Here is a 22,928-nt window from a genome sequence, read left to right on the forward strand (position 1 = left end):
TTTCTCAAAATAATATATCTGTGACGTCATTTTAACGTTAAGGATTATTCTATCACAGATTTTTTTGATTTTTAAATGAAATACATGACTTTTGGCACTTTTATGAAAACTTCAATGGAAATGGATATCAGTCAATCATTATATTGAAAAAATTCCATAAAGACAGACGTCCCCATGGAATGATTTTCAATGTTATTCAATCCGCTCTACGATGGTTGCAATCCCCTGGCCGACGCCGATGCACATGGTTGCAAGTCCCCTGTGGACCTTCCTCTTTTTCATCTCGTACAAAAGGGTTGTCAATATCCTCGCTCCGCTGGCTCCAAGAGGGTGGCCGAATGCAATCGCCCCGCCATTGACATTGACGCGCGCTGAATCAAGCCCAAGCTCTCTCATACATGCCAGTGATTGAGAGGCAAACGCTTCATTTAATTCGATAAGGTCAAGATCGCCCGCTCCCAGGCTTGCTCTGTCCAACGCTTTGCGGGTCGCATAAATAGGCCCCAGCCCCATAATGGACGGTTCCAGGCCGGCTGTGGCCGAAACAACATATTTGGCAAGCGGCTTAAGGCCAAGCTGTTTCGCTTTCTCTGCACTCATTAAGAGAAGTGCAGATGCGCCGTCATTAACACCGGATGCATTCCCGGCCGTTACGGTTCCACTTTCAAAAAGCGGACGAAGTTTGGCGAGTTTCTCCATACTGGAATCCGGACGTGGATGTTCATCTTTATCTACAATAACTTCATTTCCTTTTCGGTCCTTGTAGACCACAGGGACGATTTCTTCTTCGAATGCACCAGACTCCATTGCCTCTTTGGCTCTCATCTGGCTTTGCAGTGCAAACTCATCTTGTTCTTCCCTTGAAATATCAAATTGCTTTGCCACGTTTTCTGCGGTTTCCGGCATACTGTCTGTTCCGTATCTTTGAGCAATACGGCTGTTAACGAATCTCCAGCCGATCGTTGTATCAAACATCTCCATATTGCCTCTTGGGTATTCACTTTCGGGCTTTGCCATGACGAAGGGAGCGCGGGTCATGCTTTCTGTTCCTCCGGCAATGAAGATATCTCCTTCCCCTGCGATGATGGCCCTGGCAGCATAATTGACAGCATCAAGGCCTGAACCGCAAAGCCTGTTGATCGTGGTTGCCCCTGTTTCGACCGGCATACCTGCCAGCAAAGCCGACATCCTCGCTACATTGCGGTTATCTTCCCCTGCCCCATTGGCATTTCCGAATACCACTTCTTCAACCTGAGCTGGAGGCAAATCAGGATTACGGTCTAATATTGCTTTTATTACGATGGCTCCCAAATCATCAGGGCGGACTTTCTTTAAGGCCCCTTTATATTTTCCGATAGGTGTCCGGACTGCATCGACAATCACTACTTCTTTCATTGCAGTTCCTCCTTTTTAGCGTTCGTAGTCATATACCCCACGGCCGGATTTCCTGCCCAATCTTCCTGCTTTTACATACTTCTCAAGCAGCGGTGCAGGACGGTATTTTTCACCAAGCTTTTCATGCAGGTATTTAAGGTTATTCAGCCTGGCATCAAGGCCCACAAGATCTCCCAGCTCAAATGGACCCATTGGATAGTTCAACCCGAGTTTGATGGCTTTATCAATTTCTTCTGGCGTCCCAAGCCCTTCCTGGAGCATATAAAAAGCTTCATTTCCGACTAGTGCTGAAATACGGCTTGTCACGAATCCAGGAAACTCATTGATCACCACAGTTTCTTTACCCATTTGCCTGGCTGCAGCCTCAACGAATTCAGCTGTCTCATCACTTGTTTCAAGACCGCGGACAATTTCCACCAGCGGCATTTTATGTACGGGATTAAAGAAATGCATCGCGATAACCCTTTCAGGCCGCTTTGTGAATGAAGCGATTTCTGTAGGGCTCATCGTTGAAGTGTTTGTGGCAAAGTAACAAGACTCTTGAGCATGTTCATCAATTTTTTCGAAGACGGCTTTCTTGATTTCTGTCTTTTCCGGGACCGCTTCGATAACAAGGTCTGCATCTTGTGCTGCTGCAGCCATATCCGTAGAATAATTCATTCTCCCTTTTGCAGCCTGCATGTCCTCTTCAGAGATTTTCCCGCGGGCTACACCTTTCTGAAAAATAGAAGAGAGTTCACCCTCAGCACTGTCCAGCTGCCTTTGTTCGATATCAACCAGTGTTGTATGGAAGCCTCCGACTGCACTTACATATGCAATCCCCCTGCCCATTACACCGGAACCGATTACGACCAGTTTCTTCATCATCCTGCCTCCTTGTCAGTCGAGTTTCTTCATTAATATACCTGTAAAAGGAATAGAGGGACTGATGGCAATCCAGCGAGATGCTGAATGGACCCTCAGTCCCGTTCATACTAATTTATTTTACAAGCCGAAAGGATTCAATGGACGGCTGCCAAAGTATGAAATGATACTCTTCGTTTCTGTATAAAGGTCCAGCGTTTCAATACAAAGCTCTCTGCCGAATCCGGATTGCTTGTATCCTCCGAATGGAGTCCCAGGGAATGCCGAGAATGGGCAGTTAACCATTACGATTCCTGCCTGGATGGATTTGGAAACTCTTGTCGCCTTCGCGTGGTCCTTCGTCCAAAGTGCAGAGCCAAGTCCATATACAGTGTCATTCGCCAGCTTGATTGCTTCCTTCTCATCACTGAATTTCATGACAACGACAACCGGCCCGAAAATCTCTTCTCTTACCGCTTTCATTTCATGGTTTACATCCGTGATGATCGTCGGCTCATACCAGTGGCCGTTTTCAAAACCTTCCACTGTTGCCGGCTTTCCGCCTGCAAGGATTGTCGCTCCTTCTTCTTTGGCGGATTGAACATAGCTGTCAATCGTTTTTACTTGGCTTTCATCGATGATAGCCCCGATGTGAGTTCCTTTATCGAATGGATCTCCTAGCGAAAGCTGCTTTGTTTTTGCAACGAATTTTTCCATGAACTCATCATAGATGTCCTCGTGTACATAAAGTCTGGAACGGGCTTCACAGGATTGGCCTGTGTTATAGAAGATACCGAACAGAGAACCATCGACAGCTGCATCAACGTCTGCATCGTCGAATACGATGTTAGGCGATTTCCCGCCAAGCTCCAACGTTACGCGCTTCAATGTTTGAGACGCTCTCTCCATGATATTTTTACCGATTGGAGTGGATCCAGTGAAAGCAACCTTATCCACTTGATCATGTTCTACAAGGTAATTTCCGATTGTAGAACCGGATCCAGGGATTACGTTGACAACCCCTTGAGGAACTCCCGCTTCGATACAGATTTCTCCCAGTACTATTGCCGTCAGTGGAGTCAGGGAAGCCGGTTTAACGACAACTGAACATCCAACAGCGATTGCCGGCGCGATCTTCCATGCTGCCATCATCATTGGGTAATTCCAAGGAATGATTTGCGCACAGACACCCACTGGCTCTTTCTCTGCAACGTTCGAGAATTGACCCGGAACATTATTCACTGTTCCACGGTGGCCGACAATGGCCCCTGCATAAAATTCAAAATCTTCAATTGCCTGCATGACCTGGCCTTGCGCAGCTGACAGCGACTTCCCGCTGTCCATGATTTCAAGTGATACCAATTCATTGAAACGGGATCTCATAATTGAGGCAATTTTCATCATCACACGCTGGCGCTTGTTTACGGGGAACTTCTTCCATTTCCCTTTATCAAACGCGTCTCTTGCCGCCTGGACGGCACGCTCTGCATCTTCTGTCGTCGCTTTGGCTACAGTGGCAATTGCTTCGCCAGTCGCCGGGTTGTATGTAGTAAAGGTTTCTCCGGATGCACTGTCCGTTCTTTCACCATTGATAATCATTCCATAATGTTCACGTTTTGTTTCAAGGACTTCGAAATTTTGTTCTTTTACAGTCGCCATTTTCTCATCTCCTCAATTTTTATTTGCCTTGGAATACAGGCTTTCTTTTTTCCATGAATGCTCCGACACCTTCACGGTGGTCCGCACTCTGTCCGGCTATTCTCTGGCCGTACGCTTCTTTATCCAAGTACTCTTCCAAGCTGGAATTATAACTTTCATTCAAATACCTTTTGATCAGGCCGATCGCTTTTGTAGGCATGTTTGCCAGCCTCTCCGCGTAAGTTGTCACTTCGCTTTCCCAATCATCGAGTGCAATCACCTTATTGGCAAGGCCCAGCTCTTCTGCTTTAGCAGCTGGAATCTTCTCACCAAACACAGCCAGTTCCAGTGCCTTGGCATGGCCGACAAGCCTTGTCAGATAATAGAGATTTCCCGAATCAGGGATCAAACCGACATGGATGAATGCTTCTACAAAACTAGCTTTTTCTGATAGCAAACGGAAGTCACATGCCAGAGCAAGGCTCATCCCTGCTCCTGCCGCTACCCCATTGACGGCAGCGATGACAGGTTTTTCACAGGCTGCCAGTTCTTTGACCATCGGACCGTAGTTATTTCTAAGAACTTCACCATGGTCCATATCTTCGCTGACTTCACTCAAGTCCTGGCCTGAGCAGAATGCCCTGCCTTCACCTGTAATGACAATGGCACGGACTTCTTCGTCCCTTGAGGACTGCTTAAGCGCCTTGGCGATTTCTTTGTTCATCTGTCCGATAAAGGCGTTCAGCTTATCGGGTCTGTTCATTCTGATCCAGGCCACTCCATTGCTGACTTCATAGAGGATCGTTTCAAACATGGATGATACCTCCTTACCTTCCTTTATACTGTGGTTTTCTTTTCTCCATAAATGCTTTCATTCCTTCTTTCTGATCTTCGGAAGCGAAAAGCAATGAGAAGTTCTTGCGTTCGTACTGCATGCCTTCATATAAAGAGTAATCAACTGCCTTCAAGACCGACTCTTTAATGAGGCGGATCGACAAGGCCGGCTGTTTGGCCAGCTTTGCAGCAAATTTTTTCGTTTCTTCCATTAGAAGCTCCCTCGCTACAATGCGATTGATAATTCCCAACCGATGCGCTTCAGATGCAGTCATCCTATCGCCTGTCATCAGCCATTCCATCGCCCTCGTTTTGCCGATAAGTTTAGTGAGGCGCTGAGTTCCGCCTGCACCCGGCATGACGGCAAGGCCGACTTCCGGGAATCCGAATTCGGTATCATCAGCGGCGAAAAGCATGTCACAGCATAAAGCGAGTTCGAACCCGCCTCCAAGCGCAAACCCCTGAACGGCCCCGATGATCGGTTTTTTCACGACAGCGATTCTGTCCCAATCCGCAAACTGGTTCATCAGTTCAAAATCAATCGCACTGTCATTCGCCATTTCATCGATATCGGCTCCAGCTGCAAACGCCCGGCCTTTTCCGGATAGGAGGATGACCTTCACTTCATCATCCCTGTCAAAACCTTCAAATGCAGAAAGTATTTCCGACACCATCGGGCGGTTGATCGCGTTCAGGACTTTCGGACGGTTCAGTTCCACATGGCCGATGCCGCCCTCCACGCTCACATTGATATATTCATAGTTTTTATTCATTCACTTCTTCACCGATCATCAATGTGACAAGGTCACCGGCAAAAGACATTAAATCCTTTCCGGAAGCTTTACCTTCGTCAGATTTCATGGCTGCCTTCAAAGCTTCGTGGCTGTCATAGAACATTTCACACATTAAATAGTATTTGCCTTCCCCGCCCATTGGCGAGCCGACAACCTTTGTAACCTTCATTTCTTTTAAGCCCGGAATCTTTGCTGTGATTGGAGCATGCGTATTGAAGTAATGTTCGTCAAATTGCTCCTTGTTTTCCGGATGTTTATAAAGTGCGATCAATTTTACCATTTGTATCTCTCCCTTTATCTTCAATTATATTTTTACATTAATGTAGAAATCGGCTTCATTGCTTCAAATGGATTCTTGCATTGCTTGCAGTACAGGATACTTCGGCAGGCAGTCGGCCCGAAGATGTTCTCCATTGTTGTATATGGAGAGTCGCAGTAAGGACAATTCACTTTCCAGCCGCCATCGTCATCCAGTTTTTCCGGCGGCGGGGCAATGCCGAATTCCTTCAGTTTTTCCCTGCCAACATCGGATACCCTATCTGATGTCCAAGGAGGACTGAACAGGAAATCAACATCTGTTTGCTGCACTGCCGAATCTTCAAGAAGTGCCTTTTCGACATTTCCTTTGATGATTTCGAGTGCAGGGCAGCCCATGAAAGTAGGCAATAGTTTGATAGTCGCTTTGCCTTCATGCAATTCTGCCTTTTCTACCATCCCCAGTTCAACTATGCTCACCGAATCAATTTCCGGATCTTTCACCTGCTGAAGGATTCTCAGTATACTTTCATTTTTTGTAATCAATAGAAACAGTCCTTTTTTACCAAGCTGCTGCCGGATCTGAGTTGTAGACTTCGCCCAAAGTTTCAATGGCTTGCTGCAGATCAGAAGTATGTACTTTGTTGCGGCCGTTCCCTCTCTTCATTTCCAATTCCGGAAGTGGCAGATTGCAAGATTCGAAGATTGGCTCTACTGCATTTTTCCACCGCTTGACCAGCATCTCCTCACCTTCAATCAATCCTGCTTTGGCCATTTCTTCACCCTGGACACCAAGCGAAAGGACTCCTGCAAAATCGGCCGCTGTTTTTTCAACAGCTTTCATCATCCGTTCCCTGGCTTCCCCGCCTGCGTTGATCAATTGAGAGAACCATGTCTTCCAATGAAGAAGATGATAATAGAGCTCCATGTTCACCTTGACCGCCGCTTCAGCCAGTGGCTGATAAGAGGAATTCTTTAAAGAGTCGATGCGGATTTTCTTTGCTTGTGCATAAAAGTAATTACGGACCACCGCAAACGCCCAGTCATAATTCGGCTCCACCAAGTAGGTTCCCGGCCCGTTCACTTCTTCCAGGATAATCGCATTTCGGCGCTCATCAGCTATTCTTGCATGAGCAAGGCTGTTCATATCGCCTTCTCCCAAATCATCAAGCAGCCTGTAAAACATGGAGGCATGGCCCATTGTATCCTGGTTAATCGAAGAGAATGCCACATCCTCTTCAATATGGGGGGCAAGGCCAAGCCATTCCGACCCTCTGAAGGCGATGATAAAATCGTCATCTGCCAGTTGATATAACAGTTCGACCAATGCTGCTTTATATTTTGCATCTTTCACTTCTGCCGCAGTATTTACCGTCATGACTTTTTCACCTTCTTTCCTTCCCAGGATAGAATTTCTTTTTCGTCGAGCATTTCCTGCTCATAATGACGCCATTTTTTCTTAAGGTACCCGTAGCCTTTGGCATTTCGGTAATCTTTATTATCAAGCCGCTGCAGCGACTCTTTTTCTTCCTGATCCATCTTCCGGATATCAGATCTTTTTACGACCCAGACATCTGTCGCTGGCTCTCTTCTCATAAAATTCTCCTGCGCCATCACCAATGCTATTTCCTTATTTGGAGCCAGCAGGCTGAACTGGTGCTGCATCGGCGAATTATCAGTTCTTCTGCTGAATACCTCATATTCCTGGTAAAAGTTCCTTCCCTTTTCAGACATGTCACCGCCCCCTCCTTTTATCCTGCCGCTGTGTCATCACTTAATGCTTCACGGACCCAGGCATTATTCTCATAAGATATTCTTCTGAGATTCAGTCTCTCTTTTGATTTCGGACCATTGTTTTTGACAATTTCTTTAAAACGGTTCCAATCCGGCTGCTGATAGATCCACTCATCTTTCTCCTGGTCGAAGTGCATAGTTTCATCAGGGATCGTCAGTCCCAACGAAAGAATTCTAGGTACGTACTTTGTGAAGAAGTCCTGTCTCAGTTCTTCATTTGTCTTCGTACGGATGCCATACTTGATGGTGATATCCTGCTTGGAAGAACCAGTCGTAGTAGCACTTCCCGGGCCGAAGAACATCAGAAGAGATTCCCACCAGCGGTCAACCGCATCCTGCACTAAAGCTCTCTGCTCCGGTGTTCCTTCTGCTAATGCCATAATGATCGCCTCTCCATGCTGGGCGTGGAAAACCTCTTCGGCACAGATACGTTTTAAAGCTCTCGCATATGGACCGTAAGAGGCACCAAGCATGTTGGTCTGCGTGATGATGGCTGCGCCGTCAACAAGCCAGCCGATCAAGCCTGCATCTCCCCATGTCGGAGCTTCCATATGGAAGACATTATGAAATTTCAAATCTCCTGAAAATAAATCCTGCATGATTTCCTCTCGGGTCTTGCCATAGGGCTTCATCAAATCTTCAGCGACACGCAGCAACAGCTGTCCATGTCCCATCTCATCCTGTACTTTTGCCATGATGCCCAGTTTACGGCCCAATGTAGGAGCTTTCGGTACCCACTCTTTCTCTGGAAGCGCTCCCATAATTTCGCTGATTCCATGCATCGAAATCAACTTAATCAATGTTTTTCTATATTCTTCCGGCATCCAGTCGTCTGCCTCGATTTTCTCTCCCGCTTCAATCCGCTTCATAAAATGCGCCATTTTCTCTTCTTCTGTCAATGCTGCAAAAGATGCTGTATCACTCATGGAAAACCCTCCTTAGATAACGTATTTATTACGTATTACATTTATGATGTCATACTATTGGTTTGCAAATTTTTTTATACTTCGAGTTCTCTTTCCCGCTTATCAAGGACACGTACTGCTTTCCCTTCTGAACGCGGCAGTGACTTAGGGATATTCACTTTGACATCCATCGATACAAGACAGCTGCTCTTCATGATATGCTGAATTTTTTTACTTAGAAGAAAAATATTTTCATGTTCAGGATCACTCCCGAAGCTTAGGAAAACCTCTTCCTTGATCTCAACATGCAGTTCTACGGAATCCAGGGTTCCTTTCCTTGTAAGGTGGAGCTGGTAATGGGGGGAAAGCTCTTCCACCGTCAGAAGAAAATGTTCTACTTCAGAAGGAAATACATTCACTCCGCGGATGATCAGCATATCGTCCACCCTGCCCTTTACCCTGGTCATTTTAACGGTTGTCCTCCCGCATCTACACTTCCCATAAGAAAGGGAGGCAATATCCCCCGTTCTATAGCGGATAATCGGAAAGGCTTCTTTTGTCAGCGATGTAAAAACCAATTCCCCTTCTTCTCCAGGGGGCAGGGCTTCCAATGTTACCGGATCAATCACCTCTGCAAAAAAATGATCCTCGGCAATATGCAGGCCGTCTTGACCTTCATGGCACTCCATCGCGACACCAGGGCCGATCACTTCACTCAATCCATATATATCGCATGCCTTCAGGTTCCACTTCTCCTCAATCTTATGCCTCATCTTTTCTGACCAAGGCTCAGCCCCGAAGATTCCGTAACGAACGGAAGTAGCAGCGGGATCCTTCCCTTGCTCTTCCATCTTCTCAGCAAGGCTCAGGATATAAGAAGGTGTTCCACAGATGACGGCAGGTTTGAAGTCTTCAATCAGTGTAATTTGCCTGGCTGCATTCCCCCCGGACACAGGAACAGTCACCAGGCCCAGCCTCTCGCTTCCATAGTGAAGCCCGAGACCGCCTGTGAATAATCCGTATCCGTATGCATTATGAAGCAAATCCCCCGGCTGTCCGCCTCCGATGGCAATCGCGCGGGCAACAATTTCACTCCACATGTCAATATCATTCTGCGTATACCCTACTACTGTCGGATTTCCGCTTGTCCCCGAAGAAGCATGTACCCGCACCAGTTCATTCTGATTGACGGCAAAAAGCCCGAACGGATAATGATCCCTGAGATCTGCTTTGGTGGTAAAAGGAAGAAGAGCAATATCATTCAGTGAATGGATATCCTCCGGTCGAATCCGCTTTTCCTCAAAGTGTTTCTTATAAAAAGGTACTTTCTCGTACACATTACCTACTGTCTCCTTAAGGCGTTTCAACTGAACTTCTTCAATCTCGCGTCTCTCAGATGTTTCAATATCATGTAAAATCACTCAGTGAGTCCCCCTTTTAATAGACCATGACCCTCTCCCAGCAATACTCTCTATTTTTATATAACGCTTTTAATTCGTAATGTTATTATTTTGTTATACATCTACATTCAAAAGATAACGTGAAACCCATTAAAAGTCAATATATTTTCTGAAAATTTATATTTTTACAGAAACTTTTGGGTTGGGTTGCAATGACTGCTTTTTTGGATGGGATTTTATGATGTTGGGGAGATTCATTTTATATGGGGGGCAGTTTTGCTTTAGGGTGAGGATTGGTGGATAAAACCCTTTTGTTGACCAGCTGGACACTTTAACCATTGTCCAGATGGCGGATAACAGCTTTTTATTCACCAGCAGGACTCTTTACCCGGTAGCCAGGTGGCGGATAAACTCCTTTTATTCACCAGCTATGCTCTTTAACGGACAGCCAGATGGCGGATAAACTCTTTTATTCACCAGCTACGATCTTTAACAGACAACCAGATGGCGGATAAACTCCTTTTATTCACCAGCTGCGATCTTTAACGGACAGCCAGGTGGCGGATAAACTCTTTTATTCACCAGCTACGATCTTTAACGGACACCCAGATGGCGGATAAACTCTTTTATTCACCAGCTACGATCTTTAACGGACACCCAGATGGCGGATAAACTCCTTTTATTCACCAGCTATGCTCTTTAACAGACAGCCAGATGGCGGATAAACCCCTTTTATTCACCAGCTATGCCCTTTAACAGACAACCAGATGGCGGATAAACTCCTTTTATTCATCAGCTGCTCCAAAGGAAATCGCACACCTAAAGAGGCGGAAACAACCGAGTACCATGTAACATAAAAAAACAGCCGAATCAGAATCGGCTGCCCTTCAGTTTCGTTTAAACCAGATACGGTAAAAATCAATCCACCCCTGCGAGTTAATAAGTGCCTGCTGAATGATTTCATCGCTTTTCAATTCAGAAAGATTCTTATATAGAGGTACTGCCACACAGGTATCTGTCAACAGTCTTTCAATGTACTCAAGGATATCCATCCGCACGGACTTGTCTGGAATTCCTTTTAAGCAATCCACTTTATCTAAGACTGTGCCTTTCAACTCTTCGCCCAGATGATTATAAATCGGACTGTTCCCCGCAAGCAGAAGCTGTAGAAAACTCAATTCTTCCTGCTCCGTCAATGTAGCACTGTCATGGATCAAATCCGCCATTTCCAGCGTTTCTTTTTTCAGGAAAACATCCGCTGGAACAAAATGATTGGTTATGTGTATTCCAAACTTGGAGCACCTTTCTTTTAACCAGGAAGCATCTTCTACATGATCACGGTCCTGAAAGCTGTATAGATGCAGCTCCTCACCATTATATGTACTTCGAGCAAGCCACTCTGACGGTTCTCCCTTTTCGAAATCCATACCGGGTTGTAAAAACGAGCTTGCTGCCTCCTGACGGAATTCGCCCAGTTCTTTTACAATCAGGGAAGGGTTCGCCGCCATCCTGATCGCTTTACGAAGATGCCGGTCGCTCATCGGTCCTTTCTTTTTGCTATTTAATGAAAGGAATTGGACATTCTTTTCCATCCGCTTCTGCTTTTGACGGCCGCTGTCTCCCTCTTGTTTGCCGGTACTGTACCCGAACTCCACTTCTGTTATTCCGGGACTTCGGTCTGCGCCCTCAGGCACATTCCATATTTCCACTTCGTCCAGGAACGGCCTTTCTCTAAAATAATTTTCATTTGCTTCCAGCACCAGCATCGTCCCATCATTTCTTTTCAACCGAAACGGCCCTGTCCCTGTCAAATGGTCTTTATAAAATTCTGCCTTCCGGCTGCAGCTTATAATCGATAAGTGTTCATCACTCAAGATATCCGGCAGCAGAAAGTTCGGCTTATCAAAAATAAGGGTAACGCAATGATCATCTATAATCCGCGACTCTTTAAGGTCTGATAGCATCCATTTAAAATGGCTTTCCTCGTGTTTTAAGAATCTCTCAAAGGTGTACTGGATATCATGGGCTGTCATGATGCTTCCGTCATGAAATCTCACCCCTTTCCGGAGATAAAATGTCCATTCATCCCCCGCCCGGTTATGCTCCCAGTAAAAGGCAAGCCGCGGCTCGTATGTGCGGGTTTCTTCATTAAAATAGATAAGCGTATCACACACCTGTTTGACGATATGACACTCTGAGCGAAGGCTGACACGCGCGGGGTCAAGAGGAGCAAACGGCTGCTTGCCGAATTTCATCCTCAGTATATCCCGCTGCTTATTGTTCCGATTTTCTGCCTTGTAGCCGAACATCGTATCGATCCACCTCCCAAAGGTGGATTCCAGCTCAGTGAAGTGGATGCCATATTCTGTGACCAGCAGTTGTGCAGCTTCCAACTTCCCATTTTTCACAAGTCTTTTGCACTCATCAAATAAAAGCTCAACGGGGTCTCTTAGGAACGTCAATCTCGACTTATTCCCCCTTCCCCTTCCTGGTGACCATTTCACCCAGCCTTCCTTCTCCCATTTCCCGATTGTCATCTTGCTGTTCCTTGCCGTACAGTACAGCACCTCAGAAATGGAAGACAGTGACACTTCACACACTCCCTCTCTGTTCTCGGTTTCTAAAGCTATATATAAACGCAGATAATGCTCCAAGATAATCATCAGTATTGTCCTTTCTCTAAAAGATGAAGTAATACAGTATGTATTTCTACACTTTTTCATCTTTTTCCTCCTTTATAAAATGAAGGTATTGAAAGGGAGGATGAAAATGAAGGGTAAATTACTGAAACGCTATCCGACTGTAGTCTGGATTAGAGTATTAGGGGAAATGTTGACTAGTGTCACCGGTTCTATGCTCGCACCTTTTCTGATTATTTATCTTTACGACAAGCTGGATGGGAATGTTCTTCTGCCAATGATCATTGTCGGGCTGCAGCCTCTGGCAGAAATTCTTTTTACAATTGCAGGAGGAGGGCTGACCGACCGATTGGGAAGAAAGAAAATCATCTTATTCGGCCTCCTGATGCAATCCGCCGCAATGGCAGGCTTCATATTTGCTGAATCTGTGTGGTTCTTTGCTTTGTTTTATGTCTTGAATGGCATGGGCCGCGCTGTTTATATTCCTGCCCAGAGGGCGCAAATCGCTGATTCGACGGATGACAGCATTAGATCAGAAGTGTTCGCACTTATCAACACCGTTGCTTCCACCGGGATGGCACTTGGACCGGTTATCGGATATTTTGTCTATACACAGGACCCTGCTCTCATGTTTGGACTGCAGGCTTCGACTCTGGCACTTTACTCAGCACTTGTTTACTTTAAACTTCCTGAAACCGTTCCTGTGGAAACAAGCGAATCAGAAGGCGCACAAAAGGGATTCAGCCTGAAAGCCTTTACTACCAGCCACCGGTATGTCCTGGGCCTGATGGCATTCAGTCTGCCGATCAGTTTTTTCTATGCGCAAACAGAAACGAATTACCGGATTTACCTTGAAGACATTTTTCCTGATTTTCTTGCTGTTCTGACAATCCTCGCTTCCGTCAAAGCAGTTATGAGCATCCTGCTTGAGATTCCTCTCGTCAGGTGGAGCAACCGCTACTCGTTTGGAAAAATTATCGTGATATCCTACAGCCTATACTTAATAGCGGCTGTTTCACATGGTTTTTCCGCTTCTCTGACACTGCTCATATTCACTCAACTTATGCTGACCATTGCGGAAAGCCTTGGGTTGAATCGCTTCTTGACTCATATCTCCCAAATCGCGCCCGCGAACAAACGGGGGCTTTACTTTTCCATTTACGGAACCCACTGGGATTTGTCCAGAATGGCAGGACCATTTCTAGGGGGACTTGTACTAGTCGAATGGGGTGGCGCAGCCTTGTTTCTCCTTTCAGCTTCCCTGCTGCTTCTAGGAGGGGTTGCACAATTTATTTTGAATGAAAATGCCGAAAAATCCAAGCTAACTTTTCCAGCGAAACTTGTGCTAAAATCAAAATAAAATTAGTTGGGAGAAGCTGACATGGAATTCATAAGAGCTTCAGAAACAGAACTTGAGGAAATTTATGAGCTTGCCGGCGAAAACCGAAGAGAAGCAACCAATATGGAATCTGAAGACAACAGGCAGAAAATGATCGAAGCATACGAGCATTCCATTAAACACCAAGCCTATTTTCTCTGTCTAAAAGATGCAGATGAACTTCTCGGCTGGATCATGATCGACAAAGCCTTCGATTATCTCACAGGAGAGGAAATCGGCTGGATCAATGATCTATATGTAAAACCCCGCCACCGCGGGAAAGGGCACTCCAAATCGTTAATAAAAGAAGCGTTCAAAGAATTCAAGAAAAATGGTTACAGCGACGTCAGGCTCAACGTGTATAGCCATAACAAAACGGCTATGAAAATCTATGAACAAATGGGTTTTCAGGATGTAAGCAAATTCATGAAAGTAACCATATAAAAAAGCTTGAGGGCAGCCTCAAGCTTTTTTATGCGGAATGGCTTTCTTGTTCCTTTCTTCTTTTAAAAAGGGAAGTAACTTTATCTATTGGAAGCTTCAGCTTTTTAAAACTCCAGTTCCGGGACAGGCCAAGCTGTTTATTCAACACAAAGTAAGTCACTTCTTCAAGAATTCCTAACAATAACAGTGCTCCGACTGCAATCCAAATCATAGTCCACATTGCCAAACTGACCCCTTTCTCTATTTTCCGTTCTCTTACAATCTCTATTCTTGTAAGTACCACAAAATGACAATTGTTCAAACCTGAAATTCTTATTTTCTTTTTGGTCAAAAAATGGTATTTCTTTAATATGGATTTATTTTAGCAGGATGGAGTGAAGCATCATGAATTTAGATGAGTTTTGGGAGCGGTACGAAGAGTTGACTAAAATGGAACACAGCTATGAAAAATACAATCTCGTCATTGACCTGTTAAGCTGGTCTCTTAAAAATGAGCAGCCCTACGAGGAATTTGCCACAAGGTTTGAATTGCTTCACTGCGCTACTATTCTCGGTGAATATGAATTGCTCTTCGATCACTATTTCTGGTGTCTCGACTTCTTCCAGCACAACGAAGAACACTTGGAGGACTGGGCACTGCAGATACTGTGGGCATTCAAGTGGACGCTGGAGCATATCGTCAAGTTTCCCCATGTTGAGGAAGAAACCATCTTGAATTTATTCTCTGATTTTGATGGACTTCTTGAAAAATATCAATATAGCAAACGTCCTTTATATCAATTCCAGCATAAAGCCTCCCTCCTGGCCGGGGACTTTGAAAATGCTGAAAAATACTATGCGCTCTGGATAAGCTCTTCAAGAGATGACCTCTCGGATTGTCCTGCATGTGAACTGCAGTCACAGATGGAGTATTTATTCCTAGTCGATGAAACAGAAGAAGCTCTGCAAATCTCTGAAAGGCTGTTGAACAGGGAAGTAACCTGCGATGAAATACCGCACCTTACCTACTCCAAGCTGTTACTGCCCTACCTCAAACTTGGTAGAAAAGAGGAAGCGCAGACCTTCCAGAGTGAAGGCTATTTCATGATCTATCAAAAGCCGCATATGCTGGTGGAAGCCTCCGAACACCTTTTGTTTTTCGCCTTGACCGCGCCAAAAGCCGGCCGAAAACTATTTGAAAAGCATATCGGAACGGCAGATGCCGATAAAAACCCATACGGGCAGTTTTGCTTCTACCTTGCTTCACTGGCATGGGGAAAAGCACTAAAGAAAGAGGGACAGCGAGTTCCCTTCTCCCTGAATGAAATGGAGGAAATCGTACTTGCAATTGCCGATGACTTCGATGAACGGAACGGCAATGAGAATTTTCTGAATAGAATCAATGATACCCTATCACTTCTTGAAACCGGGATTGCTTTGTGAGTTTGTGGAAAACCGCCTTGTTGGCGGTTTTTTTGGTGTGGGTTGCAGGTGTGGACACGGAGAGCTGCGGATTAGTCTGTACGGGGTTATCGGCGGAAACTTGAGTTTTATCAGCGGTTTCAGGATGTTTATCGGCGCTTTCCAAACATTTATCAGCGCTTTTTCAATTTTATCGGCGGAAATGGGCAACTTATCGGCCAAACGACACACTTCGACGAAAACTGCATTACGACCAGACGAAGGCACACAGTGCAAGTTAATCCCACATCTCCAACAGAACACCCAGGCTAAAGCCTGGGGCAGACAATCAAATGTACTTATTTCTTGCTTCCAATAAAGTAAATTCTGCTCTTTTTATCACCTTCAAACCCGGTACATGCGGCTCTTAAAATCCGTTTCGTCACGGATTGTGATGTTAGATGCAAGAAATGGCGGGCTTGCTCATTAGTGATGTTAGGACTGATCAGTAGCGAATAGTCTGCTAAAGCTTTTATATGAGCAGTTTTCGAGTGTGTATTGCATTTGGGGCAGCGCCATATACCTCTATCTCTGGTTAAGGGAAGATATTTGCACTCAGGACATTGAACACCTGTTAATAGTTCACCTTTTGAAATGCCATAATTTTTGAGAATATCAGGATTTAGAGGAGAGTGGGATTTAAGAAGAAGGTTGGAGACGTATTTTAGCTCTGACAGTTCAAGTATTGGTTGGTGATGATATTTTTCCAATTTATTGATTCTAAAAGGAAGAACATCCTTATGGATCACTTTATCCTGTACTGTTTTATCTCCTGGGGAGGTTTGCAGGACTGCTTTGTTGGAGGTACTTACGACAAGGCATTCTATCGGTAATGCTGTAACTTTTTTATTACGAAGCCACCTTTCCAGTTGAAACGCCTGCCATTCCACCTGAGTTATTGGATCAGAGTAGGGCTCAATGAGATGATCCTCTGTGGTCCTGGTAAATTGGTTGAATTCTGGTTCAAATTTCAATACTCCCGCCATCCTTTTCACTTCCAAAATCAAAATAAAATTCCGGCAAACAAGCAGTGTGTCAATCTGAAAATGATGAGTTCCATCAAACAGGCGTAATCCATGAAAAATATGATAATCCGCTTCAGGTAAAAAACTCAGGTAATAATCCAGGCTTTGTTCTCCTTTATATCCCGTCATCCTGTTTGAAAGTTGCTTGGTTACCAAGCCCTTCTTTTCATGGTTATTCGAGAGGCGTTCATTGAGAGCATCCAGTTTAATAATATGAATCGGTATTTCCCTCTGTTTAATGATCATTGCACCACTCCTTTAGTTTGTCATTTGTAAATTTCGTCCTAATCGTAGAAAATCCTTTAATATTATTGAAGGATCTTGTTATGTAATTTTGTTCGTGTTTTTTATCGGCGGTTCTTTGGTATTTATCGGCGGTTCCGACTACTTTAACGGCGGTTTCCAACCATTTATCGGCACTTTTTCGATTTTATCGGCGAAAATGGACGACTTATCGGCCAAACGACACTTTTCGACAGGGTCCTCAACTAGAAAGAACGCACCAATAGCAGGCCAAACATCAAACCCCCAGGCCAAAGCCTGGGGGCAGACAAACTAAAAATCACTTATCCAGTTTCAACTTAGCCAGCGCATCCGCCAAAGCGGTATTCACTGGTGCGTCGTCTTGTTTTTTCATATATTTGTTCACATCGCGTTTGGAGACTTTGTTGTTCTTTTCCTTTTTCCTTCTTTCATTGAAGGTGGAGAGCTTTTCACGATGGCCGCATACGCACATGAACATTTGGCCTTCTCCTTCTCCGCGGAGATCGAGGCGCTTGTGGCAGTTCGGGCAGCGGGCATTGGTTTTTTTGCTGACGTTCTTGCGGTAGCCGCACTCACGGTCTTTGCAGACGAGCTTTTTACCGTGTTTGTTTTTGACCTCGAGCATGAGGTTTCCGCAGTCCGGGCATTTTGTTCCGGTGATGTTATCATGGGCAAACTTCTTGTTGCTGTTCTTAATTTCATGCACCGATTTTTTCGCATAATCTTTTATTTCACTGATAAATGCATTCTTATTTAGTTTCCCTTTAGAAATGGCCTCCAACTTCTGTTCCCACTCGGCGGTCAGTGCAGGGGACTTCAACTCATCAGGGGCAAGGTCCAGCAATTGTTTTCCTTTGGAAGTGATCATGATCGACTTCCCTTTATTCTCGATCAAACCGGAGTTAAATAATTTTTCAATGATATCCGCCCGGGTTGCGACGGTACCCAATCCACCGGCAGAGCTTATTGTTTTCAGCAGATCCTTATTTTCGCCTTCCATATACTTTTTCGGATTCTCCATTGCTGACAGAAGGGTTCCCTCATTGAACCTGCCCGGCGGTTTTGTTTCATCAAACGTTTGATTAATAGATGAAACCTGCAGTGTGTCGCCTTTTTCTATTTTTGGCAGTGTCTGGTCAGCCAAGCCTTCCCCACTTTCATCATTCGAATTGTGGCGGTCGAAAATCTCTTTCCATCCCTGCTCGATGATTCTTTTTCCTTTCGCGACGAACTTTTCCCCAGCGATTTCTGCTTCTATTGTCGTCTGCTCATATTGGAACGGCGGCAGGAACATCGCAAGGAACCTTTTCACCACCAGGTCGTAGATTTTCCGTTCTTTATCACTTAGAGAATTAAGGAAAGCGGTCTGCTCTGTCGGAATGATCGCATGGTGGTCCGACACTTTGCTGTCATCGACAAATGCTTTTCCAAGCTTCCCTGAACTTTTCATCGCCTTTGCCGCAATAAGGTTATACGGCTTGATGGATACTGCCTGGATCCGGTCTTTCAGCGTGTCGACAAGATCGCTGGAAAGATGGCGGGAGTCCGTCCTCGGATAAGTTAGAAGCTTATGCTGTTCATAAAGTTTTTGCATGATGGACAGCGTTTCTTTTGCAGAGTAGCCGAAAATTTTATGGGCATCCCTTTGCAGTTCCGTTAAATCATAGAGCTGCGGCGAGAAACTCTTTTTCAAACTTTTGTCGACGGAAGTGACATTTGCTTTCTTCTCACCTTTTAACTTCGCATATACTTTTTCAATGAAATCCTTTGAAAAAGTACGGTATTCCTTTGTTTTTCCATCCTGCCAAGTCAGCGTTATATCCTTGCTTTTTGCCTTCAAACCATAAAAAGGCTTTGGTTTGAAGTTTTTGATTTCCTCTTCCCTTTGCGCGATGATTCCGAGTGTAGGAGTCTGGACCCTTCCGCAGGAAAGCTGGGCATTATGTTTTACGGTCAGTGCCCGTGTGGCGTTCATCCCGACATACCAATCCGCTTCAGAACGGGCTTGGGCTGCAGCATAAAGGTTTTCATATTCCTTGCCGTTTTTCAGTTTGCGGAACCCTTCTTTAATTGCTTTATCTGTTACGGATGAGATCCACAGCCGTTTTATCGGCTTGTTGACGCGGGCTTTTTCGATGATCCAGCGGGCGACAAGCTCTCCCTCTCTCCCCGCATCTGTTGCAATGACGATCTCTTTTACATCATTGCGGCTCATCTGGCTTTTCACCGAATTGAACTGCCTGCCCGTTTTCTTGATGACGACCAGCTTCAGTTGATCAGGAAGCATAGGGAGATCCTCTATCCTCCAGGTCTGGTATTTACTGTCGTAAATATCAGGTTCAGCCAGCGTCACAAGATGGCCGAGCGCCCATGTCACAATATATTTATCTCCTTCAATAAATCCGTTACCCTTTTTATGGCAATTCAGCACAGCAGCGATATCGCGGCCGACTGATGGTTTTTCAGCTAACACTAACGTTTTGCTCAATCCTAACAATCCCTTCCTTTGCGTACAGACGCATAGTACCTTCCATTATACAGGATTCCCTCTCTTAGTTTAAGGACTGGCTTCTATAGAAAAATAGGCTGACCTTGACATTTTTATAGAATAGACTATAATTAACCAAGGTATTCCGAGTTGTTTTATATGAATTATACGAATAGGTGATTAAATGTTCATTAATATAGAAAATCTCAATAAGTATTTCAACGATAAAGACGGGAACCCGGTTACTGTTTTAAAAGACATTGACTTAAAGGTCCAACAAGGGGAATTCGTTTCTATTCTAGGGCCTTCAGGCTGTGGTAAATCCACCCTGTTAAACATTGTGGCCGGTCTGACATCCTCGTCTTCCGGCGTGGTCGAAGCAGCTGGCCGTTCCATCAAGAAACCAGGAAAAGACAGAGGGATGGTCTTTCAGCAGGCAGCATTGTTTCCGTGGCTTAACGTATTGGATAACGTTACGTTTCCTTTAAAAAAGGATCTCTCCAAAAAAGAGGCGGCTGCACAGGCCAAAAAGTATTTAAAAATGGTGCAGCTAAGCAATTATCTTCATCATTATCCGCACGAACTTTCCGGCGGTATGCAGCAGCGTGTTGCCATCGCCCGCGCCCTGGCAATGAACCCGGAAATTCTGCTTATGGATGAACCGTTCGGCGCACTCGATGAACAGACGCGTTCCCGCCTGCATGAGCAGCTTGAACAAATCTGGATGGATACAAAGAAAACGGTTATGTTCGTCACTCACAGCATCTCTGAATCTATCAAACTCTCAGACAGGATCATTGTGATGGGGACCCGCCCTGGAACAATCATTGCCGACATCAAAGTCGACCTTCCCCGTCCGAGGAATGAACACAAAGAAGAGATGCTCGCCATTGAAAAGGAAATCATGGTTCATCTCAAAAAAGAAATCGATAAAGTAGTCAGCGAGGAATTAGCCTATGAAGCCAATAGTTAAAAAGTTAATATTCTTTGCTGTCGTTCTGGTGCTTTGGGAAGGCGGCGCGCGACTCGGGCTGTGGCCGAAAATCATTCTTCCCGCCCCGACGGATGTGTATCAGGCGCTGAAAATAGGCTTCTCTGATATGACGCTGGTATATGACTTGATTGCCAGTTTCAGAAGGTTGTTCATCGGTCTCGGGATTGCCTTATTGATCGGAACATCGATCGGAGTCCTTCTTGCCAAGTCAAAAACAGCGGATGAAACTCTTGGTTCTCTGCTTCTGGCATTCCAAAGTGTACCAAGTATCGTTTGGCTCCCGCTCGCCATCATGTGGTTCGGAATGAACGAAACAGCCGTCATTTTTGTTGTTGTACTTGGCGGAACATTCGTCATGGCGCTTAATATCCGAACAGGAATCAAAAACGTTTCTCCTCTTTTTACAAGGGCGGCGCAGACGATGGGCTCAAAAGGAATTGATTTATTTATCAGGGTGACCCTTCCAGCTTCCGTGCCTTATGCGGTGACAGGAGCAAGGCTTGCCTGGGCATTTGCCTGGAGAGCATTGATGGCAGGGGAATTATTAAGCACAGGCCCCGGCCTTGGATATACCCTTCGCTACGCTTCAGATTTCGGTGATATGTCACTTGTGATTGGTGTCATGATCATCATCGGTGTCATCGGTGCAATCGTCGACCAGCTCATCTTCTCACGAATTGAAAAATCCGTGTTGAAACGCTGGGGACTTCAATCATAATCACTTTAAATACACAGGAGGTACAACTATGAAAAGAGCAATAGTATTATTTACAATGTTACTTACTTTTGCAGGGATGTTAGCCGGCTGTGGAACAGCTTCTGATTCGGCTAACGGCTCTGGTGAAAAAGAAACCGTTACAATCGGATACTTCCCTAACATCAACCATGTTCCAGCGATGGTCGCAAAAGACCAAGGCTATTTTGAAGAGCAGCTTGGCGATGGAACGACTGTTGAATACAAGACATTCCCTGATGGCGCTTCATTCATGACCGCACTGAAAACAGGTGATATCGATGCAGGGCTTGTCGGACCAGGCCCTGCCATGAACAACTACTCTACTGGTGCTGACGTGAAAATCATCGCCGGAGGTTCAACTGGCGGTACAGTCGTATTGGCACGTGCAGACAGCGGAATCGAATCTGTTGAAGACTTCTCTGGAAAAACATTCATCACACCACGTGTCGGATGTACTCATGACGTTCAAGTAGAGACATTCCTGAAAGATATGGGCATCACTTCTGAAAGAATCGGCGGTACGATGAAACATATCACCGGTAACCCGGCACAGTACCAGGCTATGTTTGAAACAGGAAAAGTGGATATCGCGGTTGCTCCTGAACCTTGGGCAGCCGTACTTGAACAGGAAACAGGCGCGAAAGTCATCATTAATGCAGATGAAATTTCATTTGGTGAAACACTGCCGGCATCTGTGATGGTTGCTTCCGGTGAAATGATCGAGAACAATCCTGAACGCATTCAAAACATTGTGGATGCCCATAAGAAAGCTGTAGAATTCATCCAGGAAAATCCTGAAGAAGCCAAACAAATTACAATCGACGATGTAAAAGAAGTAACAAACCAAGAACTGAGCAAAGAAGTAGTAGACAATGCTTGGGAAAGAATCGGCTTCACTTATGAAGTGGACTCCGATGCCATCCAGGCGTTTGCAGATTCTTCTTACGAGTTGAAATTCCTAAAAGAAAAACCTGACTTCTCTGACTTGATCGATAAGCAGTTCATCCAATAATCATTCACGGCTGATCCGAAAATTAGGATCAGCCGTTTTTAAGGGGGACAAAATATGAAGCTAATGAAATTGGGTATCTTACTATTGTCTGGAGTCATCTTCGCGGGCTGTTCTAATCAAGCGGAAATAGAAGAGTCCTTCCCAATGAGTATGGAGGTCGAAGAATTCTCTGCCGTAAACCAGAGCGGTGATGAAGTAACGCTGAATGACCTAAAAGGCGATATTTGGATTGCTGACTTCATCTTCACCAATTGCGATACCATCTGCCTGCCGATGACCGCCAACATGGCTCAGCTGCAGCAAAAACTTAAGGAAAGCGGACTGGGCGAAGACGTCAAACTGGTCTCATTCAGCATCGATCCTGAAAACGATACACCACAAGCATTAACAGAATACAGCAGCCGCTATGAGGCTGACTTGGATCAATGGGATTTTCTCACAGGCTATTCACAAGAAGAAATTGAGCTGTTTGCCAACCGCTCCTTTAATACACCTGCCGCCAAAGTGGAAGGTTCAAATCAATTCGTCCACGGTACTTCTTTTTATCTGATCAGTGAAAGTGGAACTGTTTTGAAACAGTACGAAGGTGTCATGGATCCCCCATTTGAAGAAATTATTGCCGATATTAAGAATTTGAACTAATTTTCTCC

At 45.1% G+C, this 22,928-nt stretch carries 22 protein-coding genes; 7 read left to right on the forward strand and 15 right to left on the reverse strand.

Annotation, left to right across the window (positions count from 1 at the left end):
- Positions 1-192 precede the first annotated feature (192 nt).
- The 12 genes from M1E09_RS17855 to M1E09_RS17910 form a co-directional block, all read right to left on the reverse strand.
- Entirely contained in the window at positions 193-1,395 is a 1,203-nt protein-coding gene (locus M1E09_RS17855; RefSeq protein ID WP_456272165.1) for a thiolase family protein, read from the reverse strand.
- A 15-nt stretch (positions 1,396-1,410) separates the two neighbouring features.
- Positions 1,411-2,262 (reverse strand): 3-hydroxyacyl-CoA dehydrogenase, encoded by an 852-nt coding sequence (locus M1E09_RS17860; protein WP_456272166.1) that lies wholly within the window; start codon positions 2,260-2,262, stop codon positions 1,411-1,413.
- A gap of 117 nt (positions 2,263-2,379) precedes the next feature.
- Positions 2,380-3,897, reverse strand: a complete 1,518-nt coding sequence (locus M1E09_RS17865; protein WP_456272167.1) for an aldehyde dehydrogenase family protein — start codon at positions 3,895-3,897, stop codon at positions 2,380-2,382.
- 19 nt (positions 3,898-3,916) lie between these two features.
- Complete coding sequence (locus M1E09_RS17870; RefSeq protein WP_456272168.1) at positions 3,917-4,690, reverse strand: enoyl-CoA hydratase-related protein; 774 nt, start codon at positions 4,688-4,690, stop codon at positions 3,917-3,919.
- Between the two features lie 13 nt (positions 4,691-4,703).
- Positions 4,704-5,483, reverse strand: coding sequence for an enoyl-CoA hydratase/isomerase family protein (locus tag M1E09_RS17875; RefSeq protein ID WP_456272169.1), 780 nt, complete (start codon positions 5,481-5,483; stop codon positions 4,704-4,706).
- The gene (locus M1E09_RS17880; RefSeq protein ID WP_456272170.1) at positions 5,476-5,784 is read right to left on the reverse strand and encodes an EthD family reductase; all 309 of its coding nucleotides are present in this window, start codon (positions 5,782-5,784) and stop codon (positions 5,476-5,478) included. The genes M1E09_RS17875 and M1E09_RS17880 overlap by 8 nt, the downstream gene beginning before the upstream one ends.
- A gap of 32 nt (positions 5,785-5,816) precedes the next feature.
- Positions 5,817-6,305 (reverse strand): 1,2-phenylacetyl-CoA epoxidase subunit PaaD, encoded by a 489-nt coding sequence (paaD, locus tag M1E09_RS17885; RefSeq protein ID WP_456272171.1) that lies wholly within the window; start codon positions 6,303-6,305, stop codon positions 5,817-5,819.
- A 16-nt stretch (positions 6,306-6,321) separates the two neighbouring features.
- Positions 6,322-7,137: a 1,2-phenylacetyl-CoA epoxidase subunit PaaC gene (gene paaC, locus M1E09_RS17890; protein ID WP_456272172.1), complete on the reverse strand. Its 816-nt coding sequence runs from the start codon at positions 7,135-7,137 to the stop codon at positions 6,322-6,324.
- Positions 7,134-7,493, reverse strand: coding sequence for a 1,2-phenylacetyl-CoA epoxidase subunit PaaB (gene paaB / locus M1E09_RS17895; RefSeq protein WP_456272173.1), 360 nt, complete (start codon positions 7,491-7,493; stop codon positions 7,134-7,136). The genes paaC and paaB overlap by 4 nt, the downstream gene beginning before the upstream one ends.
- A 17-nt stretch (positions 7,494-7,510) precedes the next feature.
- Entirely contained in the window at positions 7,511-8,479 is a 969-nt protein-coding gene (gene paaA / locus M1E09_RS17900; protein ID WP_456272174.1) for a 1,2-phenylacetyl-CoA epoxidase subunit PaaA, read from the reverse strand.
- Positions 8,480-8,553: 74 nt separating this feature from the next.
- The gene (locus M1E09_RS17905) at positions 8,554-9,879 is read right to left on the reverse strand and encodes a phenylacetate--CoA ligase family protein (protein WP_456272175.1); all 1,326 of its coding nucleotides are present in this window, start codon (positions 9,877-9,879) and stop codon (positions 8,554-8,556) included.
- A gap of 866 nt (positions 9,880-10,745) precedes the next feature.
- Entirely contained in the window at positions 10,746-12,581 is a 1,836-nt protein-coding gene (locus M1E09_RS17910) for an ABC transporter substrate-binding protein (protein ID WP_456272176.1), read from the reverse strand.
- Positions 12,582-12,627: 46 nt separating this feature from the next.
- Here M1E09_RS17910 and M1E09_RS17915 point away from each other — a divergent pair, with 46 nt between their 5' ends.
- On the forward strand, positions 12,628-13,857 hold the full coding sequence (locus M1E09_RS17915; RefSeq protein WP_456272177.1) for an MDR family MFS transporter: 1,230 nt from the start codon (positions 12,628-12,630) through the stop codon (positions 13,855-13,857).
- 21 nt (positions 13,858-13,878) lie between these two features.
- A complete protein-coding gene (locus M1E09_RS17920; protein ID WP_456272178.1) occupies positions 13,879-14,319 on the forward strand; it encodes a GNAT family N-acetyltransferase in 441 nt (146 codons plus the stop codon).
- A 28-nt stretch (positions 14,320-14,347) separates the two neighbouring features.
- On the opposite strand, the gene M1E09_RS17925 is transcribed toward M1E09_RS17920, so the two are convergent.
- Positions 14,348-14,539, reverse strand: a complete 192-nt coding sequence (locus M1E09_RS17925; RefSeq protein ID WP_456272179.1) for a hypothetical protein — start codon at positions 14,537-14,539, stop codon at positions 14,348-14,350.
- Between the two features lie 164 nt (positions 14,540-14,703).
- On the opposite strand from M1E09_RS17925, the gene M1E09_RS17930 reads away from it, so the two are divergent.
- Complete coding sequence (locus tag M1E09_RS17930; RefSeq protein ID WP_456272180.1) at positions 14,704-15,741, forward strand: hypothetical protein; 1,038 nt, start codon at positions 14,704-14,706, stop codon at positions 15,739-15,741.
- A gap of 317 nt (positions 15,742-16,058) precedes the next feature.
- On the opposite strand, the gene M1E09_RS17935 is transcribed toward M1E09_RS17930, so the two are convergent.
- Both M1E09_RS17935 and M1E09_RS17940 read right to left on the reverse strand, forming a co-directional pair.
- The gene (locus tag M1E09_RS17935; RefSeq protein ID WP_456272181.1) at positions 16,059-17,030 is read right to left on the reverse strand and encodes an NERD domain-containing protein; all 972 of its coding nucleotides are present in this window, start codon (positions 17,028-17,030) and stop codon (positions 16,059-16,061) included.
- Between the two features lie 316 nt (positions 17,031-17,346).
- A complete protein-coding gene (locus M1E09_RS17940) occupies positions 17,347-19,536 on the reverse strand; it encodes a DNA topoisomerase III (protein WP_456272182.1) in 2,190 nt (729 codons plus the stop codon).
- A 184-nt stretch (positions 19,537-19,720) separates the two neighbouring features.
- Here M1E09_RS17940 and M1E09_RS17945 point away from each other — a divergent pair, with 184 nt between their 5' ends.
- The 4 genes from M1E09_RS17945 to M1E09_RS17960 are packed head-to-tail and all read left to right on the forward strand — an operon-like array spanning position 19,721 to position 22,920.
- Positions 19,721-20,509, forward strand: coding sequence for an ABC transporter ATP-binding protein (locus tag M1E09_RS17945; RefSeq protein ID WP_456272183.1), 789 nt, complete (start codon positions 19,721-19,723; stop codon positions 20,507-20,509).
- Positions 20,493-21,248, forward strand: coding sequence for an ABC transporter permease (locus tag M1E09_RS17950; protein ID WP_456272184.1), 756 nt, complete (start codon positions 20,493-20,495; stop codon positions 21,246-21,248). Before M1E09_RS17945 ends, M1E09_RS17950 begins: the two co-directional genes overlap by 17 nt.
- Before the next feature lie 28 nt (positions 21,249-21,276).
- Positions 21,277-22,278, forward strand: coding sequence for an aliphatic sulfonate ABC transporter substrate-binding protein (locus tag M1E09_RS17955; protein ID WP_456272185.1), 1,002 nt, complete (start codon positions 21,277-21,279; stop codon positions 22,276-22,278).
- A 54-nt stretch (positions 22,279-22,332) separates the two neighbouring features.
- Positions 22,333-22,920: an SCO family protein gene (locus M1E09_RS17960; protein WP_456272186.1), complete on the forward strand. Its 588-nt coding sequence runs from the start codon at positions 22,333-22,335 to the stop codon at positions 22,918-22,920.
- The last annotated feature ends 8 nt before the right edge of the window (positions 22,921-22,928 follow it).

This window comes from Bacillus sp. AK031, from assembly GCF_053903065.1.